At 64.5% G+C, this 17,239-nt stretch carries 17 protein-coding genes; 5 read left to right on the top strand and 12 right to left on the bottom strand.

Annotated elements, in window-relative coordinates:
• Positions 1–7: 7 nt before the first annotated feature.
• The 3 genes from rpmI to thrS all read right to left on the bottom strand — a co-directional run bounded on the left by rpmI (position 8) and on the right by thrS (position 2,739).
• Positions 8–202 carry a 50S ribosomal protein L35 gene (rpmI, locus tag IX761_RS15375; RefSeq protein ID WP_003250667.1) on the bottom strand — a complete coding sequence of 65 codons (195 nt, stop codon included), beginning with the start codon at positions 200–202 and terminating at the stop codon, positions 8–10.
• Positions 203–265: 63 nt separating this feature from the next.
• Positions 266–817 (bottom strand): translation initiation factor IF-3, encoded by a 552-nt coding sequence (infC, locus tag IX761_RS15380; protein ID WP_172670897.1) that lies wholly within the window; start codon positions 815–817, stop codon positions 266–268.
• Positions 817–2,739, bottom strand: a complete 1,923-nt coding sequence (gene thrS, locus IX761_RS15385; RefSeq protein WP_194790420.1) for a threonine--tRNA ligase — start codon at positions 2,737–2,739, stop codon at positions 817–819. Before thrS ends, infC begins: the two co-directional genes overlap by 1 nt.
• Before the next feature lie 335 nt (positions 2,740–3,074).
• Here thrS and IX761_RS15390 point away from each other — a divergent pair, with 335 nt between their 5' ends.
• Together IX761_RS15390 and IX761_RS15395 are read left to right on the top strand one after the other, a co-directional pair.
• Positions 3,075–3,377 carry a hypothetical protein gene (locus tag IX761_RS15390; RefSeq protein ID WP_194790421.1) on the top strand — a complete coding sequence of 101 codons (303 nt, stop codon included), beginning with the start codon at positions 3,075–3,077 and terminating at the stop codon, positions 3,375–3,377.
• Between the two features lie 163 nt (positions 3,378–3,540).
• Positions 3,541–3,753 (top strand): cold-shock protein, encoded by a 213-nt coding sequence (locus tag IX761_RS15395; protein ID WP_194790438.1) that lies wholly within the window; start codon positions 3,541–3,543, stop codon positions 3,751–3,753.
• A 122-nt stretch (positions 3,754–3,875) separates the two neighbouring features.
• Here IX761_RS15395 and IX761_RS15400 read toward each other — a convergent pair whose 3' ends face one another.
• Positions 3,876–4,196 (bottom strand): I78 family peptidase inhibitor, encoded by a 321-nt coding sequence (locus IX761_RS15400; RefSeq protein WP_194790422.1) that lies wholly within the window; start codon positions 4,194–4,196, stop codon positions 3,876–3,878.
• Positions 4,197–4,484: 288 nt separating this feature from the next.
• Here IX761_RS15400 and IX761_RS15405 point away from each other — a divergent pair, with 288 nt between their 5' ends.
• On the top strand, positions 4,485–4,697 hold the full coding sequence (locus tag IX761_RS15405) for a hypothetical protein (RefSeq protein ID WP_194790423.1): 213 nt from the start codon (positions 4,485–4,487) through the stop codon (positions 4,695–4,697).
• On the opposite strand, the gene IX761_RS15410 is transcribed toward IX761_RS15405, so the two are convergent.
• The 7 genes from IX761_RS15410 to IX761_RS15440 all read right to left on the bottom strand — a co-directional run bounded on the left by IX761_RS15410 (position 4,669) and on the right by IX761_RS15440 (position 11,765).
• The gene (locus IX761_RS15410; RefSeq protein WP_194790424.1) at positions 4,669–5,679 is read right to left on the bottom strand and encodes a nucleoside hydrolase; all 1,011 of its coding nucleotides are present in this window, start codon (positions 5,677–5,679) and stop codon (positions 4,669–4,671) included. The genes IX761_RS15405 and IX761_RS15410 overlap by 29 nt on opposite strands.
• 99 nt (positions 5,680–5,778) lie before the next feature.
• Positions 5,779–6,183: a D-ribose pyranase gene (gene rbsD, locus IX761_RS15415; RefSeq protein WP_194790425.1), complete on the bottom strand. Its 405-nt coding sequence runs from the start codon at positions 6,181–6,183 to the stop codon at positions 5,779–5,781.
• A complete protein-coding gene (gene rbsK / locus IX761_RS15420) occupies positions 6,180–7,088 on the bottom strand; it encodes a ribokinase (RefSeq protein ID WP_194790426.1) in 909 nt (302 codons plus the stop codon). The genes rbsD and rbsK overlap by 4 nt, the downstream gene beginning before the upstream one ends.
• A gap of 9 nt (positions 7,089–7,097) precedes the next feature.
• Complete coding sequence (locus tag IX761_RS15425) at positions 7,098–8,120, bottom strand: LacI family DNA-binding transcriptional regulator (RefSeq protein WP_194790427.1); 1,023 nt, start codon at positions 8,118–8,120, stop codon at positions 7,098–7,100.
• A gap of 4 nt (positions 8,121–8,124) precedes the next feature.
• A complete protein-coding gene (locus IX761_RS15430; protein ID WP_194790428.1) occupies positions 8,125–9,120 on the bottom strand; it encodes an ABC transporter permease in 996 nt (331 codons plus the stop codon).
• Complete coding sequence (locus tag IX761_RS15435) at positions 9,117–10,670, bottom strand: sugar ABC transporter ATP-binding protein (protein ID WP_194790429.1); 1,554 nt, start codon at positions 10,668–10,670, stop codon at positions 9,117–9,119. Before IX761_RS15435 ends, IX761_RS15430 begins: the two co-directional genes overlap by 4 nt.
• 138 nt (positions 10,671–10,808) lie before the next feature.
• Entirely contained in the window at positions 10,809–11,765 is a 957-nt protein-coding gene (locus IX761_RS15440) for a sugar ABC transporter substrate-binding protein (RefSeq protein ID WP_194790430.1), read from the bottom strand.
• A gap of 336 nt (positions 11,766–12,101) precedes the next feature.
• Between IX761_RS15440 and IX761_RS15445 the strand changes: the two genes are divergently transcribed.
• A complete protein-coding gene (locus IX761_RS15445) occupies positions 12,102–13,193 on the top strand; it encodes an asparaginase (RefSeq protein WP_194790431.1) in 1,092 nt (363 codons plus the stop codon).
• Positions 13,194–13,241: 48 nt separating this feature from the next.
• Here IX761_RS15445 and IX761_RS15450 read toward each other — a convergent pair whose 3' ends face one another.
• Positions 13,242–15,092, bottom strand: coding sequence for a polyurethanase (locus tag IX761_RS15450; protein WP_194790432.1), 1,851 nt, complete (start codon positions 15,090–15,092; stop codon positions 13,242–13,244).
• A 237-nt stretch (positions 15,093–15,329) separates the two neighbouring features.
• Here IX761_RS15450 and IX761_RS15455 point away from each other — a divergent pair.
• A partial coding sequence (locus IX761_RS15455; protein WP_194790439.1) for a DNA topoisomerase III occupies positions 15,330–17,239 on the top strand: 1,910 nt, incomplete at its 3' end.

Raw genomic sequence — 17,239 nt, forward strand, 5'->3', positions numbered from 1 at the left:
ACCAGAATTAACGAACGCGCAGCATGCGCTCGACTTTTGCCACGTCAGACGGGTGCAGCAGGCTGGCACCGCGCAGTTGACGCTTACGCTTGGTCGACATTTTGGTCAGGATGTGGCTCTTGAAAGCGTGCTTGTGCTTGAAGCCGGAAGCCGTCTTCAGGAAGCGCTTTGCAGCACCGCTCTTGGTTTTCATTTTTGGCATGTTGGAACTCCGCATTCGAATAAAAATTACACAATAATCATCAGGCCTGCCGTGCCCGGGAGATTACTTCTTCTTTTTGGGGGCGATGACCATCATAAGCTGGCGTCCTTCCATCTTCGGATGCTGCTCAACGGTGCCGTATTCCACGAGGTCAGCCTCGACCCGCTTCAACAGCTCCATGCCCAGCTCCTGGTGGGCCATCTCACGGCCGCGGAATCTCAGAGAGATCTTGGCCTTGTCCCCATCGCTAAGGAAACGTACCAGGTTGCGTAGTTTTACCTGGTAATCCCCTTCTTCCGTCCCTGGACGAAACTTGATTTCTTTGATCTGGATCTGCTTCTGGTTCTTCTTGGCTTCGTTGGCCTGCTTCTTCTTCTCGAAGAGGTGCTTGCCGTAGTCCATCACCTTGCAGACGGGCGGCACCGCGTCTGCAGAGATTTCCACCAGATCCAGCTTCGCTTCATCAGCGATACGCAGCGCTTCATCAATCGAGACGATGCCAATCTGCTCGCCGTCAGCACCAATTAACCGAACCTCGCGTGCCGAGATATTCTCGTTGATCGGGGCTTTCGGTGCAGTTCGTTTATCGTTTCTCATTTCACGCTTAATAGTCATTACTCCGATTCTTGGCGACCACGCCGGGAAACCGCTTGCGACAGCAGCTCAGCGAACTGCGCGACGGGCATCGAGCCCAGGTCTGCGCCTTCGCGGGTGCGCACAGCGACGGTTTGCGTTTCGACTTCGCGATCCCCTATAACCAAAAGATAAGGGACCCGCAGCAACGTATGCTCGCGGATTTTAAAGCCGATCTTCTCATTTCTCAAGTCCGACTTGGCACGGAATCCGCTACCGTTCAGGGCTTTTTCCACTTCCAGGGCGAAATCGGCCTGTTTGTCGGTGATGTTCATGATCACGGCTTGGGTCGGGGCCAGCCACGCCGGGAACACGCCGGCATAGTGCTCGATGAGCATGCCGATGAAGCGCTCGAACGAACCGAGGATGGCGCGGTGCAGCATCACCGGGCGCACGCGGCTGTTGTCTTCGGCGATGTAGCTGGCGTCCAGGCGCTCGGGCAGGTTCGGGTCGTACTGCAGGGTGCCGCACTGCCAGTTACGGCCGAGGCAGTCGCGCAGGGTGAACTCGATCTTCGGCCCGTAGAAGGCGCCCTCGCCCGGCTGGTATTCCCACTCCAGGCCCGACTCGTTCAGGGCGTCGGCCAGTGCGCCTTCGGCACGGTCCCACAGCTCTTCGGAGCCCACGCGCTTGGCGGGGCGGGTCGACAGCTTCATGGCGACGTCGGTGAAACCGAAGTCCTTGTACACGTCCAGGGTCAGCTTGATGAAGTCGGCGGCTTCTTTCTTCACCTGTTCTTCGGTGCAGAAGATATGCGCGTCGTCCTGCACGAAGCCACGCACGCGCATAATGCCGTGCAGCGCGCCGGACGGCTCGTTGCGGTGGCAGGCGCCGAACTCGGCCAGGCGCAGCGGCAGGTCGCGGTAGGACTTCAGGCCCTGGTTGAACACCTGCACGTGGCACGGGCAGTTCATCGGTTTTACCGCGTAGTCGCGGTTTTCCGACGAAGTGGTGAACATGTTCTCGGCGTAGTTGGACCAGTGACCGGAACGCTCCCAGAGGATACGGTCGACAACCTGCGGGGTCTTGATTTCCTGGTAGCCGTTTTCACGCTGGACCTGGCGCATGTACTGCTCGAGCACCTGGTACACGGTCCAGCCGTTGGCGTGCCAGAACACCATGCCCGGGGCTTCTTCCTGCAGGTGGAACAGGTCGAGCTGCTTGCCAATCTTGCGGTGGTCGCGTTTTTCGGCTTCTTCTATGCGCTGGATGTACGCCGCCAGCTGCTTCTTGTCGGCCCAGGCGGTGCCGTACACACGTTGCAGCTGCTCGTTCTTGGCATCGCCGCGCCAGTAGGCGCCGCTCAGCTTGGTCAGCTTGAAGGCTTTGAGGAAGCGGGTGTTCGGCACGTGCGGGCCGCGGCACATGTCGACGTATTCTTCGTGGTAATACAGGCCCATGGCCTGCTCGTCCGGCATGTCCTCGACCAGGCGCAGCTTGTAGTCCTCGCCACGCTGGGTGAACACGTCGATGACTTCGGCGCGCGGGGTCATCTTCTTGACCACGTCGTAGTCGGTGTCGATCAGCTGCTGCATGCGCTTTTCGATCGCGGCGAGGTCGTCCGGGGTGAAGGGACGCTCGTAGGCGATGTCGTAGTAGAAGCCTTCGTCGATCACCGGGCCGATCACCATCTTGGCGGTCGGATACAGCTGCTTCACTGCGTGGCCGATCAGGTGGGCGCACGAGTGACGGATGATCTCCAGTCCCTCTGCATCTTTGGGGGTGATGATCTGCAGGGTGGCGTCGTGTGCGATCTTGTCGCAGGCATCGACCAGCTTGCCATCGACCTTGCCGGCGAGTGTCGCCTTGGCCAGGCCTGCGCCGATCGAGGCGGCGACTTCGGCTACGGATACCGGCTGGTCGAACGTGCGTTGACTGCCATCGGGAAGAGTAATAACGGGCATGGCGCCTCCTCTCCTAGTGGTGACCCCTACCAAAGGTCACGTGGGTTGGGATGAGCCAGTACAAGATCCGCCCTGCCTTTCCGTGGGGAAAGCCTGCCTCACAGTGGCAGAGACCTGTTCGGTCTGCCAGGGTCGAACCAGAGTGACTGGAAGGTAAAAAGTTGCGAGCCGCCAGTGGCAAGCTGCAAGCCGAGCATGCTAGCACGCGGGTTGTGCGGGGGCGCAGATTTATTTGGAAATTGCGCAGACGGGATGAACTTGTGCGGAAAATTTCCGATCAGACCTTCTGAAGCAACCTACTCTTGATGAGACCTTAACCTAAGGAGTGTGTGGTTATGCGACTTCAGTCTCTTCTGGCCGCCTGTGCCGCGAGCGCCCTGCTGCTGCCCCTGGCGGCCAACGCGGGCAACTTCCCAGCAGGCAAGGAAGGCGCCTACATGGCGCAGTGCCAGCAAGTGGCGAGCGCCCAGGGCGTGGATGCGGCCACGGCGAAGAAGCACTGCGAATGCGGTGCCAAGGCCATCAAAGATAATTTCAATAACAAGGAGATCGAAGACCTCGACAGCCAGGACGGCGTCGACGCCAAGCTGATGCAGAAGGCGCAGATGACTGTACAAGCCGCCTGCAAGCCGAAATAGGCAGGGCTATCCGGCCATCGCGCAGATCATTTGCGCTGGATCAACATCCTGCGAAGGTAATAGGCGCTACATGCGCAGAAATGGACTATGATGTCGCCCGTGCACCTGTAGCCTCGGCAACATCGCACTTCGAAAAAAAATCATGTTTCTGGAGATTCACCTCATGTCCAATCGCCAAAACGGCACCGTCAAATGGTTCAATGATGAAAAAGGCTACGGCTTCATCACCCCAGCAGGCGGCGGCGACGACCTGTTCGTTCACTTCAAGGCCATCGAATCCGACGGCTTCAAGAGCCTGAAAGAAGGCCAAGCTGTTTCCTTCGTTGCCGAGAAAGGCCAGAAGGGCATGCAGGCTGCACAGGTTCGTCCGGAGTAATTCGGCTACCGCTACAAAAAAACCCGCCACTTGTGGCGGGTTTTTTATTGCCTGTATCGCGCCAGCCCTGCCCTCTTGCGCGGCACAAGGCCGCGGCTACAGAGCCGTTGCAGGGCCTGGGTTCAACCGCAGTTGACGCGCGTCACCACACCCTTCTCGTCGACATTCAGGTTCAAGCGCTCCGAGCGGTACTCCAGGGTGATCACATCGTGCGGTTTGAGGATACGCGCCATCTGCGAACCACTGGCCTTGCGCGCCTGCTCGAGCAACTCCGGGGTGCCCGGCTTGCCGATAGTGAAGTCGGCGCCACTGGCTTCGCAGCGGCCATCGTTGCCGGCTGGAGCAGTGGGCGCGGCACTGCCGCCCGACGAGCCGCCGGTGCTGCAGCCTGCCAGGACGCTGGCCAGCAGCAGGGTCGCCAGGGTAGCGCGGGTACGGAACATGAATCCTCCTAGATCGATCAGGGAACCTGCCTATGCGACAGTTCCTTCAACTGTTTGTTGCAAAACCGCAAGATTCTGCCTGAACCCCGCAGCAGACGCGAAACGCAATCGTGACCGGATTTTGCACCAAACCAGGGGTTCGCGAAAAACCGTCACTTATGCCTAAGTCGCAGGGCCGCTGCGGCAAAGGCATGATTTACTGCAAGAAGTGGAGCGCGCCTCGCCTCCCCCTCGAACGCCAGGACCCGGCATTCGACCCCACAGCCAAGGCCCACGCGAGAGCCCCACATGAGCAGCCACAGCATCGATGCCGATATCAAGGTGAAATGGGACGAAGGCCAGAGCGCCTACAGCCCGGGCACGCCCGAAGAGTTGGTGCTGATCGCCATCGACCTGCTGGTGCGCGACCTCGGCGGTGAAGCGGCGCGCAGTTTCATCGAGCAGGTGCTCGAACACCACGCGCCGAGTGCGGCTATTTCAGTCGAGCCAAGCGGGCGCTGAGCAGGTCGAAGAAGCCCTGGGCATCGCCCTCCTCGATCCACATCACGTTGGCCGGCTGCTTGAGCACGCCGTACCAGTCGGCGACGGTCTGGCCGAAGGTCGGGCCTTCACGGCTGTCGACCACCATGTGGATCTGCTTGCCCTTGAACAGTTCGGGCTTGAGCAGGTAGGCGATCACACTGGCATCGTGCACCGGGCCACCGGGCATGCCGTAGGTGTCCATATCGAACTTGATGTACGCATTGAGAATATCCACCACCAGTTTGCTGGCCTGGTTGTTCACCGCGGCCAGTTGCTTGAGGCGCGCGTCGCTGGTGAGCAGCTTGTGGGTCACGTCCAGCGGCAGGTAGGTGAGCTTGACGCCGCTGGCCAGCACCACCTCGGCGGCATGGGGGTCGGCGAAGAGGTTGAACTCCGCCGCCGGGGTGATATTGCCGCCATTGAAGTGCGCGCCGCCCATGATCACCACTTCCTTGATGCCCTTGGCGATGTCTGGCTGCTGGATCAGCGCCAGCGCCAGGTTGGTCTGCGGGCCGAGCATGGCCACGGTGATGCTGTGGGGTTCGGCGGCGCCAAGGGTGTCCACCAGGTACTGCACGGCATTGCCCTTGGCCAGGGGCTTGCTCGGCTCGTGCACCTGCACGCCGGTCAGGCCCTCTTCGCCGTGCACATTGGCGGCGTAGATCGGTGCACGCACCAGCGGCCGCCCTGCCCCGGCGTACACGGGGATATCCTCGCGGCCACCCCATTCACGGGCCAGCCGGGCGTTGCGCGAGGTCTTCTCCAGGCGCACGTTGCCGGCGACCGTGGTGATGGCGCGGATATTCAGCTCTTCCTTGGAGGCCATGGCCAGCAGCAGCGCGACCACATCGTCGGCACCGGGGTCGGTATCGATGATCAGGTCGCGCGGGGCGGCCATGAGGCTGGTGCTGGCTAGCGCGGACATGAGGACAGCTCCTTGAAACAGGCGCTTGAGGGACATTTAGCACTCCTTGTTGCTTGGGTGGTAATGACAGGTTGCGCCGCAACCTGTGGGAGCTGGCTTGCCAGCGATGCGAGGGCACAGCCCTCGCCTTTGCAATCAGAAGGTAACGCCGGCCACCAGGGCGATATTGCTGTAGGGCTGGCACTCACCGGTACGCACCACCGCCCGCGCCCTTTCACACAGCACCTTGAACTCGGCATGCCCCACTTGCTGGCGCTGGCCGATCGCCCCCTCGCCACGCAAACGTTCAACCTCGGCCAACGCCGGTGGCAGCGCCTGGAAAATCTCCTCGGCCAGCACATGCCGCTCCACCTGCATTTCGCTCAGCACCACGCGCAGCACACTGGCGAAATCAGGGATGCCCGGGGTCAACGCCAGGTCGATCAGCTCGACCCCAGGCGGCACCGGCAAACCGGCGTCGCCGATCACCAGGATGTCGCCATGGCCCAGCCCGGCGATCACCCGCGACAGGGCGATATTCAGCAGCGGCGTCTTCTTCATGGTGTCAGCTCTTTCAAATAGGGAATCGACGGCTGAGCGCCCACTCGGGTGACCGACAACGCTGCGGCGCGCTGCCCGAAAACGATTGCGTCTTGCAGCGAAAGGCCACGGGCCAGGCCGGCGGCGAAAGCGCCGACGAAGGTGTCGCCGGCCGCCGTGGTGTCCAGCGGTTTGACCGGTGTCGTCGGAAAGTGCCGAGCGCCGTCTGCGTCGACCAACAACGCACCCTGGGCCCCCAGGGTCACGATGACCTTGCCCGCCCCCAGTTGGCGCAGGCGTTCCGCCGCGCGGCGCGCACTGTCCTGATCGCTGACCTTCAGCCCAGCCAGGGCCTCGGCCTCGCTTTCGTTAGGGATCAGGTAGTCGATATGGGCGAACCATTCCGCCGGCAGCGGGCCGGTAGCCGGTGCCGGGTTGAGGATCACCGTCTTGCCCAGTTCACGGCCTCGGGCCAGGGTCCAGGCCACGGTGGCAGTGGGGACTTCCAGCTGGCAGATGACCACTTCGGCCTGCTGCAGCAAGCTGTCGAAGCGGCGCACTGACTCAGGCCCGAGCCGGCCGTTGCCGCCCGGGATGATGACGATGGCATTCTGGCTGGCGGCGTCCACCACGATCAGCGCCACACCGCTGGAAACGCCGCCGCACACGCTGACACCCTGGCAGTCGACACCCTCCACTTCCAGGGCCTGGCGCAGCTGTTGGCCGTAGGCGTCATCGCCGACATTGCCGACCATCGCCACACTGGCGCCCAGCCGGGCCGCCGCCACGGCCTGGTTGGCGCCCTTGCCACCGGGCGCGGTGAAGAAGCTGTCGCCGGCCAGGGTTTCACCGCCGCGCGGCAGGCGCTGGGCGCGCGCCACCAGGTCCATGTTCAGGCTGCCGACCACAACCACCTTGGCATTCATGGGCATTCCTTATCGGTAATCGTTGAACAGGTCCGGGCGCGGCCCGGTGGACTCGCGCAGGACGATACGCGGGGCGACGATGCGCTGTTCGGCCTCGCAACGGCGCGGTGCACCGATGCGCGACAGCAGCAGCGCTGCGGCGTTCTCGCCGAGCTCGCGGATCGACTGGCCGACAGTGGTCAGCGCCGGGTACACGTAGCGGCTCAGCTCGATGTCATCGAAGCCGATCACCGACAGCTCGCCGGGGACGTTGATGTTGCGCTCGGCGGCGGCGCGCAGCACCCCAAAACCGATCATGTCGTTGCCGGCAAAGATCGCCGTCGGCCGCTCGCCGTCAAGCAGGCGCGCCGCAGCGGCATGCCCACCGGGGCTGGTGAAGTCGCTGTGCAACACATGGCCGGGGGCGACTCGCAGCCCCGCCTCGGCCATGGCGCGACGAAAACCGGCCAGGCGCAGCTGGCTGACGCCGGTATCGACGGGGCCTGCGATGGTGGCGATCTCACGATGGCCCAGTTCCAGCAGATGACGGGTGGCCAGGTACGCACCGTGCTCATGGTCGATGCGCACCAGGTCCGCCTCGACCCCCTCCAGCGCCCGGTCGACGATGACCATCGGCGTGCGCACGCAGGCCAGGCTGTCGAGCAGGTCGCGATCCTCGCCCACCGACGCGACCACCAGGCCGTCGATGCGTTTTTCCAGCAGCACGCGCAGGTAGCTGCGCTGCTTCTGCGGATCATCGTCGGAGTTGCACAGGATCACGCAGTAGCCGTTGCGCTCGCAGGCGTCCTCGATACCCCGCGCCAGTTCGGCGAAGTACGGGTTGACGCTGTTGGGCACCAGCAGGCCGATGGTGGCGGTGCTGCGCGCCTTCAGCGAGCGCGCCACGGCGCTGGGCACGTAGTCGAGCTCGGCGATCGCCGCCTCGACCTTGAGCCGCACGTGCTCGCTGACCGGGCGGGTCTTGTTCAGTACATGGGACACGGTGGTGTAGGAGATACCCGCCAGTGCCGCGACGTCTTTGATGGTTGCCATGGGTTCAGTTCCGCCGGTTCGCGCGCCGGCTACGGTAAGTGTCGAGCACCACGGCGATGACGATGACCGCCCCGGTGATGATGCGTTTGGTCGGTTCAGAGGCGCCGATCTGCGCCAGGCCTGCGGCCAGCACGGAGATGATCAGTACCCCGAAGAAGGTGCTGATGACCGAGCCGCGCCCGCCCATCAGGCTGGTGCCGCCGATCACCACGGCGGCGATCACCTGCAGCTCCAGGCCGGACCCGGCGTTGGGGTCGGCGGCCTCGAGCCGGGAGATCTGGAACAGCGCGGCCAGCCCGGCGAGCACGCCCATCAGGGCGAACACCAGGATCTTGTACGGGCGCGGGTCGATCCCGGCCAGGCGCACCGCTTCTTCATTGGTGCCGATGCCGATCAGGTAGCGGCCGAACACCGTGCGGGTCAACACCAGTTGCGCCAGCACGATCACCAGCAAGGCGATGATGAAGGCCGGCGAGATGCCGAAGGCGACGGGGTTGGAGAACCAGGCGAAGGCATCGCCGATATAGGCGGTGCGCGAGTCGGTGAACTGGTAGGCCAGGCCGCGGGCCATTTCCAGCACGCCCAGCGAAACGATGAACGAGGGGATGCGCCAGGCCACGGTTATGCTGCCGGTGACGCTGCCGGCCAGCGCTGCCACGGCCATGCCCAGCAGCGCCGAGGGCAGCACGCCCCAGCCCCAGCCGAGGATCGCCACGCTCACCGTCGAGGCGGCCAGGGCCAGCACCGAGCCCACCGACAGGTCGATACCGCCGATGATCAGCACGAAGGTCATGCCCACGGCCAGCACCATCAGGTCGGGGATCTGGTTGGCCAGGGTGCTGAAGGTGGCGTAGGACAGGAAGTGGCTGCTCAACAGCGAGAACAGCACGATCATCGCCAGCAAGGCGCCGGCCAGGCCCAGGTAGGTGCCCAGGCCGAAGTAAGTGCCGCTGCGGCGAACCGGCGCGGCGCCGGAGGTGTCGAGAGGGGTGGTTTTCATGCGTCCATCCTGGGGGCTGCGTCGTGCAGCAGGGCGTCACGTTTCTGGTAGCCGGCGAAGGCGGCGGCGAGGAGCTGGTCCTGGCTCCAGTGGTCACGGTCGAAGGTGTCGATCAGGCGGCCGGCGCTGAGCACGGCGATGCGGTCACAGATCAGCATCAGCTCGCGCAAGTCGCTGGACACCACCACCAGGGCCTTGCCCTGGCGGGCCTGGTCGGCGAGCAGGCCATAGATGTCGAACTTGGCACCGACGTCGATACCGCGGGTGGGCTCATCGAACAGCAGCACCTGGCAGTCGCGCTCCAGCCAGCGGCCGATCACCACTTTCTGCTGGTTGCCGCCGGACAGCTCGCCGACCGCCTGCGCGGAGCTGGCGCTGCGGATGCGCATGGCGTCGATCTGGCGCTCGGCAAGATCGCGCTCGGCGTCGCGGTCGAGCACCCCGGCACGGGACACGGCGCCCAGGTTGCCCAAGGCGATGTTGGCGCTGATCGACTGGCTCAGCAGCAGGCCTTCGCCCTTGCGATCCTCGGTGATCAGGGCGATACCGGCGGCCACGGCGGCCTTGGGTGAGTCGATGCTCACCGGCTGCGGTGGCAGGCCGAGGGCGACCTGCCCGCTGTCGGCGCGGTCGGCACCGTAGATCAGGCGCAGCAGTTCGGTGCGCCCGGCGCCAATCAGCCCGGAGATGCCGAAGATCTCCCCCGCCCTGACCTCGAACGACACATCGCGCACCTTGTCGCCACGGCTGAGCTTGTCGACCTTGAGCAACGGCGCGCCGATTTCGCGGCGGCCCAGGTCGATATGCTCGCCCAGTTCGCGGCCGACCATCAGGTTGACCAACTCATTGCTGCTGTAGCGCTGGATGGGTTCGGCGCACACCAGCTTGCCGTCGCGCAGCACGGCGATGCGCTGGGCCACGCGCTGCAGCTCCTCGAGGCGATGCGAGATATAGACGATGGCTACGCCGCGCTGGCGCAGGCGCTCGATCTGGGTGAACAGCAGCTCCACCTCGCGGGCGGTGAGCATGGCCGTGGGCTCATCGAAGATCAGCACCCGGCAGTCGCCGATCAGGTTGCGGGCGATCTCGACCATCTGCTGGTGGCCGATACCCAGTTCACCCACTGGCGTGTCCGGGTCGATGGCGTCCAGGCCCACCTGGGCCATGGCCGCCGTGGCCAGCTGGCGCAGGCGCTTCTGGCTGATCCAGCCAAGGCGGCTGGGCAGGTTGTCGAGGAACAGGTTCTCGGCCACGGTCAGGGTGGGCAGCAGGTTGAGCTCCTGCATCACCATGCGCACACCCAGACGCTCGGCTTCGGCGCGGCTGCCGGGGGTGTAGGGCTGGCCACGGAACAGCATCTGCCCGGTGGTGGGGGTTTCCAGGCCACTGATCAGCTTGGACAGCGTCGACTTGCCCGCGCCGTTCTCCCCGGTCAGGGCCAACACCTCGCCGCCGTGAAGCTCAAGGGTGACGTCGCCGAGCACGGGCTGGGCGTAGGTCTTGCCCAGGCCGCTGACGGCTAGCACGGTTTCATTGGCCGGTACTGACATGGCCAGCTCTCCCAACAGATTCAATTGGCACGCCCCTTGTGGGAGCTGGCTTGCCAGCGATGCAGGCAACGCGGTGCATGGCACCGGCTGCGCCGGTAATCGCTGGCAAGCCAGCTCCCACAAACGGGGCCTTGCGGCCTATGGCTTGGTGATCAACTCGACCGGCGTCTGGATGACATTGTCGGCATCCACACCCGGCTGCTCGCCCTTGAGCATCTTCAGCGCCGCCTGGATGCCATACACCGCCTGCTGGCTGGCCGCCTGGTCGAGGGTGGCGAGCACACGGCCATCCTTGAGCATGGGCTTGATGGCATTGATGTTGTCGTAGCCGACCACCTGCACCTGGCCGGTCTTGCCGGCGGCGCGCACGGCGGAGACTGCGCCCAGGGCCATGCTGTCGTTGCCGGCCAGCAGCGCCTTCAAGTCGGGGTATTCGTTGAGCATCGAGGCAGCCACCGCGTTGCCCTTGTCGATCTCCCAGTTGCCGGACTGCACCGAGACGATCTTCATCTGCGCGGCTTCCATCGCATCCTTGAAGCCGGCGGTGCGCTGCTGGGCGTTGGTGGTGGTCGGCACGCCTTCGATGATGCCGACCTGATCACCCGCCTTGAGCTTCTGGCTGGCCAGGTAGTCGCCGACCAGGCGCGCGCCCTTGCGGTTGTCCGGCCCTACGAACGGCACGCTGATGCCCTTGCTCTTGAGGGTTTCGGGGTCCAGGCGGTTATCGATGTTGATCACGATCACGCCCTTGTCCATGGCCTTCTTCACTGCCGAGACCAGCGCCTTGGAGTCGGCCGGCGCGATCACCAGGGCCTTGGCGCCTGCGTTGACCATCTGCTCGACGATTCGGATCTGCTCACCGGTGTCGGTTTCGTTCTTGATGCCGTTGGCGACCAGTTCGAATTCGCTGGGGTGCGCTTTCTGGTAGTCCTTGGCGCCGTCTTCCATGGTGCGGAAGAACTCGTTGGCGAGCGACTTCATCACCAGCGCGACCTTGGGCGCGTCTTCGGCATGGGCGGCAGACAGCGGCAGGGCGAAGATCAACGAGGAGAGCACAGCGAGGGCCAGCGGACGGCCGGGGAACGGCAGCTTCATGGAAATGACTCCGAATTTTGTGATTTTTATCGGATGCAAACGTTTGCGGTGACTCACTATGGAAACAGGCCCCGCGTTTGTCAAATCCATCGTGTGGGCAAATTGCCGCCACGCCGGTCGGATTATCCGTGATTTATCCGAAAAACCGAACATCTTTCCTACACTCGTTCGGATTGCCGAACGACTGCAGCCGGCGAAGGCTACCGCATTCACGTTACACACCATGAATATCAATGGCTTGAAGATGAAATACGACGAACGGTAGTAGCTGGTACGAAATCTGCCTTTGCAGTCATGCGACACAGCACACATCTCACCAGGAAGAGAGAAGCAGAAATGATCCATACCGCACTGAAGACCTTCGCCCCGGGCGCCCTGGCCCTGCTGCTGGTCCTGCCGACCGCCGTTTCCGCCAAGGAAGCCGCGCAACAACAGAAGCTCGCCAACGTGGTGATCCTCGCCACCGGCGGCACCATCGCCGGTGCCGGCGCCAGCGCCGCCAACAGCGCCACCTACCAGGCCGCCAAGCTGGGTATCGACAAACTGATTGCCGGCGTGCCGGAGCTGGCCGACATTGCCAACGTACGCGGCGAGCAAGTGATGCAGATCGCCTCGGAGAGCATCGGCAACGACGACCTGCTCAAGCTGGGCAAGCGCGTCGCCGAGCTGGCCGAGAGCAAGGATGTCGACGGCATCGTCATTACCCACGGCACCGACACCCTGGAAGAGACCGCCTACTTCCTCAACCTGGTGGAGAAGACCGACAAGCCAATCATCGTCGTCGGTTCCATGCGCCCGGGCACTGCCATGTCCGCCGACGGCATGCTCAACCTGTACAACGCCGTGGCCGTGGCCGGCAGCAAGGACGCGCGCGGCAAGGGCGTGCTGGTGACCATGAACGACGAGATCCAGTCGGGTCGCGACGTGAGCAAGTCGGTCAACATCAAGACCGAGGCGTTCAAGAGCCAATGGGGCCCGCTGGGCATGGTGGTGGAAGGCAAGTCCTACTTCTTCCGCCTGCCAGCCAAGCGTCACACGGTCAATTCGGAATTCGACATCAAGCAGATCAGCAGCCTGCCCCAGGTCGACATCGCCTACGGCTATGGCAACGTGACCGACACTGCCTACAAGGCACTCGCCCAAGGCGGCGCCAAGGCGATCATCCATGCCGGTACCGGCAACGGCTCGGTGTCCTCGCGGGTAGTCCCTGCCCTGCAGGAACTGCGCAAGGAGGGTGTGCAGATCATTCGTTCGTCCCACGTCAACCAGGGCGGTTTCGTACTGCGCAACGCCGAACAGCCTGACGACAAGAACGACTGGGTCGTGGCCCACGACCTGAACCCGCAGAAAGCCCGCATCCTGGCCATGGTCGCCATGACCAAGACCCAGGACAGCAAAGAGCTGCAGCGGATCTTCTGGGAATACTGATCCCTGCCTGAAACCGCCGCGGCACCTGGCCGCGGCGGCCTCATTCGGTCAGGCGATGACCACCTGCCCGTCCGCCAGGCCCTGCCCGGCGATCCCCACCAGCGTCACGCTGTCCTTGCCGAAGCTCAGCACCAGGTCATTGCCCACCTGGCTGAGGTGATCGCGCCAGTCCGGCGCCGCCGTACCGCCGTCCACGCCCATGAACACCAGTCGATCCTGACCACTGAAGTCCAGCACCCGGTCCTGGCCGAAATGGCCATCGAACAGGAAGGTATCGCGCCCTGCCCCGCCGCTGAGCGTGTCGTTGCCGACGCCACCCACCAGCACATCGTTGCCGGCGCCGCCCACCAGGCGATCATCACCGCCCAAGCCGAACAGCCACTGCCCCTGGCTGCCCGCCTGCAGCGTGTCACCCGCCTGGCCACCACTCTGCGCGGCGGCATAGGGGTTGAGCTTGCCACTGGCGAGCAGGCCGTCCGCGGCCACCGCATGAGTGACTTCCTTGCTGAAGATCACCAGGCTCGGCTCCTTGCTCACCAGGCTCTCGACGTTGCGCACCAGGCTGATACCGCCGCCGGCATCACGCACGTACAAGGTGCCCTGGGCGTCGCGGGCGATGCTCAGGTTGGCCAGCGCATCGCCAAGCTTCAGGGTGTCGTGGCCGCTGCCGCCGTCGATCAGGTTGAAGCCGCCGTCGTCGCGGAAGGTGTCGTTGCCGGCACGCCCTTCCAGGTAATCGTTGCCGCGCCCGCCGTGAATCAGGTCGGCCTGCTCGCTGCCAATGATGAAGGTACTGCCCTTGTGCGCCTCGGCATTGCGGTTGAGGTCCTCGACCCAGGTCGAGCCGCGGGTCACGTCGGACAGGTTGCTGACCACGATGGTCGAGTCGCGGCTGGTCCACTGATAGAAGCTCGAATCCAGCACCCGGCCGAGGCCATCGGTATAGGCGGCCGGCAGGTGCGACAGCCAGGTGGCGATGTTGCCGATGGAGAACGGCAGCAGGTTCCAGGCATCCGAGGCGTAGTGGTCGTTGAAGTTGACGATGTTGTTGGTGGCTGAAGCCTTGGCGCCGTCGTGTACGCCGACGGTGCCCCAGGTGGCCGAGGTGCCGTCGAGCACGCGGAACACCGGATCGTTCTCATAACCGATGTTGAGCACCTTGTCGGGGTTGGCGGCCTGGGTCGGCGAGGCGAACGCGACGTAGCGCGAATCCCCGTAGAAGCCACCCCAACGCGACGCGCTCAGGTCGGCCAGGCTGTTGACCGCCAGGCCGCCCAGGCTGTGGCCGCTGACGGTGATGTCGGCGCCGGTCAGGCCATGGCCCTTGGCGAACGCCGCGACGCTGCCCAGCAGGCCGTCGAAGGCATTGGCCGCATAGTCGCGGGCGTAGCCGGCCGGCCCCAGCGCGGCCAGCAGGTCGTTGACCGCATCGCCGAGGGTGTCGCCCAGCAGGTTCTCGCGCGGCCCGCTGGTACCACGGAAGGCGATGCCGATGCCGGTCAGTTGGCCGTTGGCGTCATAGCGCCCGAGAATTTCCACCTGGGCACTGGTGTAGCCAGGTGTTTCACCGTGAAACGTGCCGCGCGCGTCGGTCTTGCCCAGGTAGCCCAACTGCGCGGCGCTGATCGGTGTCCAGCCGGCGGCCTGCACCTGGGCCAGGGCCTTGGCTTCGGAGTCGGGGTTCCAGGGGATGCCTGGAATCACGCCCTGGCTGTCAGTGCCGCCGATCAGCGCCTTGACCAGCGTGGCGGGCAGGCCGAGGCCAAAACCGTGTTGCTGGTAGCCGGCGGCGAAACCATCGTCGATACCGTGGTAGGCGTACATGGCCAGGGCCATGGCGTCCTTGTAAAGCGCGCCGGAGGCCGCGCTGCCGAGTTGCTTGTAGTCGAATACGGGCATTGGGTGACATCCCTGTTGCATGTAGGAAATTCGCCCCAGCGACATCGTCCAGTGACACGACTGATAGGCGAAGGGCCAAACTTCGCATGCTCCCGGCCCGAGGTCCAACCCACTGGCTGGGGCAACCCTGCCAAAAGTGCGGGCATAAAACCTGTACATGCATACAGATAAAACTTGCCTGCTCGCCCTGGCTTGCGCATCCTAGTGGCCACCTCCTGTGATGAAGCGTTCCCGGCCATGCGCCTGTTCCTCTGCGAAAAACCCTCCCAGGCAAAAGACATCGCCAAGGTGCTCGGCGCCCAGCGCCGTGGCGACGGCTGCTGGCAAGGCACCGACGTGTGCGTGACCTGGTGCATCGGCCACCTGCTGGAAACGGCCCCGCCCGACAGCTATGACGCGCGCTACAAGCGCTGGTCGCTGGAGGACCTGCCGATCATTCCCGAAAAGTGGAAGATGACCGTCAAGCCCAAGACCGCCAGCCAGTTCAAGGCGGTCAAGCGCCTGCTCGGCGAGGCTCGCGAACTGGTGATCGCCACCGACGCCGACCGCGAGGGCGAGATGATCGCCCGCGAGCTGGTCGAGCATTGCCGCTACCGTGGCCCGATCCAGCGCCTGTGGCTATCGGCCCTGGACGACGCCTCGATCCGCAAGGCCCTGGGCCGGCTGCTGCCCGGGCAGGAAACCTTCAGCCTCTACCATTCGGCGCTGGGCCGTTCGCGCGCCGACTGGCTAATCGGCATGAACATGAGCCGCCTGTTCACCCTGCTCGGCCGCCAGTCCGGCTATCAGGGCGTACTGCCAGTGGGCAGGGTGCAGACCCCGACGCTACGCCTGGTGGTGGACCGCGACCGTAGCATCGCCGATTTCGTGCCCGTTCCCTTCTGGGCCATCGACGTGCAACTGGAAAGCGCGGGCCAAGTGTTCAATGCACAATGGCGCGCCCCAGAAGACGCCTGTGACGACCAGAGCCGCTGCCTGCACCAGGCACTGGCGCAACAGGCCGCCGTCGCCATGCAGGCCGCAGGCGTGGCGCGGGTGCTCAAGGTGGCCACCGAGCGCGTGCGCGAAGCGGCGCCGCTGCCCTTCGACCTGGGCACGCTGCAGGAACTGTGCTCGAAAAAATTCGGCCTCGGCGCCCAGGAAACCCTGGACATCGCCCAGGCGCTGTATGAAACCCACAAGCTGATCACCTACCCGCGCAGCGACAGCGGCTACCTGCCACTCAGCCAGCACGGCGAGGCGCCGGCGATCCTCGCCGCGCTGCAACGTGCCGATGCCAGCCTCGCCCCCCTGCAAGCGCACCTCGACGCACAACGCCGCTCACGGGCGTGGAACGACCAGAAGGTCAGCGCCCACCACGGCATCATCCCCACCGCCGCCGCCAGCGACCCGTCGCGCCTGCCGCCCAAGCACAAGGCGGTGTACACGCTGATCCGCGCCCGTTACCTGGCGCAGTTCCTGCCCAACCATGAATACGACCGCACACAAGCCGAGTTCGACTGCGCCGGTCATGCCTTGCGCGCAGTGGGCAAGCAGATCGTCGAACCGGGCTGGCGCCGCGCACTGCCCGAGGCGCTCACCCCGGCCAAAGGCCGCGAGGCGCCCCCGGCGCAGGTACTGCCAACGCTTCGCGAGGGCCAGGACTGCGCGGTGCACGATCTGCAATTGAAAGACCTGTGGACCCAACCACCCAAGCCCTTCACCGAAGGCGACCTGATCAAGGCGATGAAGAACGTCGCCAAGCTGGTGGACGACCCGCTACTGAAGCAGAAACTCAAGGAAACCACCGGCATCGGCACCGAGGCCACCCGCGCCAGCATCATCCAGGGCCTGCTCGACCGCGGCTACCTGGTCAAGCAGGGCAAGGCGCTGTCGGCCACCCCCGCCGCCTTCAGCCTGATCGACGCGGTGCCCCGCGCCATCGCCGACCCCGGCACCACGGCGATCTGGGAGCAGGCGTTGGACATGGTGCAAAGCGGTGAGATGACCCTCGAAGAGTTCGTCGCCCGGCAGTCAGCGTGGATGGGCAAGCTGGTGCAGCGTTGCGCGGGGATGCGCCTGACCATCAGCGGGCCACCGCTGGCGCCTGGCGGCAAGGGTGCACCGTGGAAGAAGAAGCGTGGGGGTGGGGGCAAGCGCAAGGGGGC

It is taken from the genome of Pseudomonas sp. UFMG81, assembly GCF_015354575.1.
Classification (GTDB): domain Bacteria; phylum Pseudomonadota; class Gammaproteobacteria; order Pseudomonadales; family Pseudomonadaceae; genus Aquipseudomonas.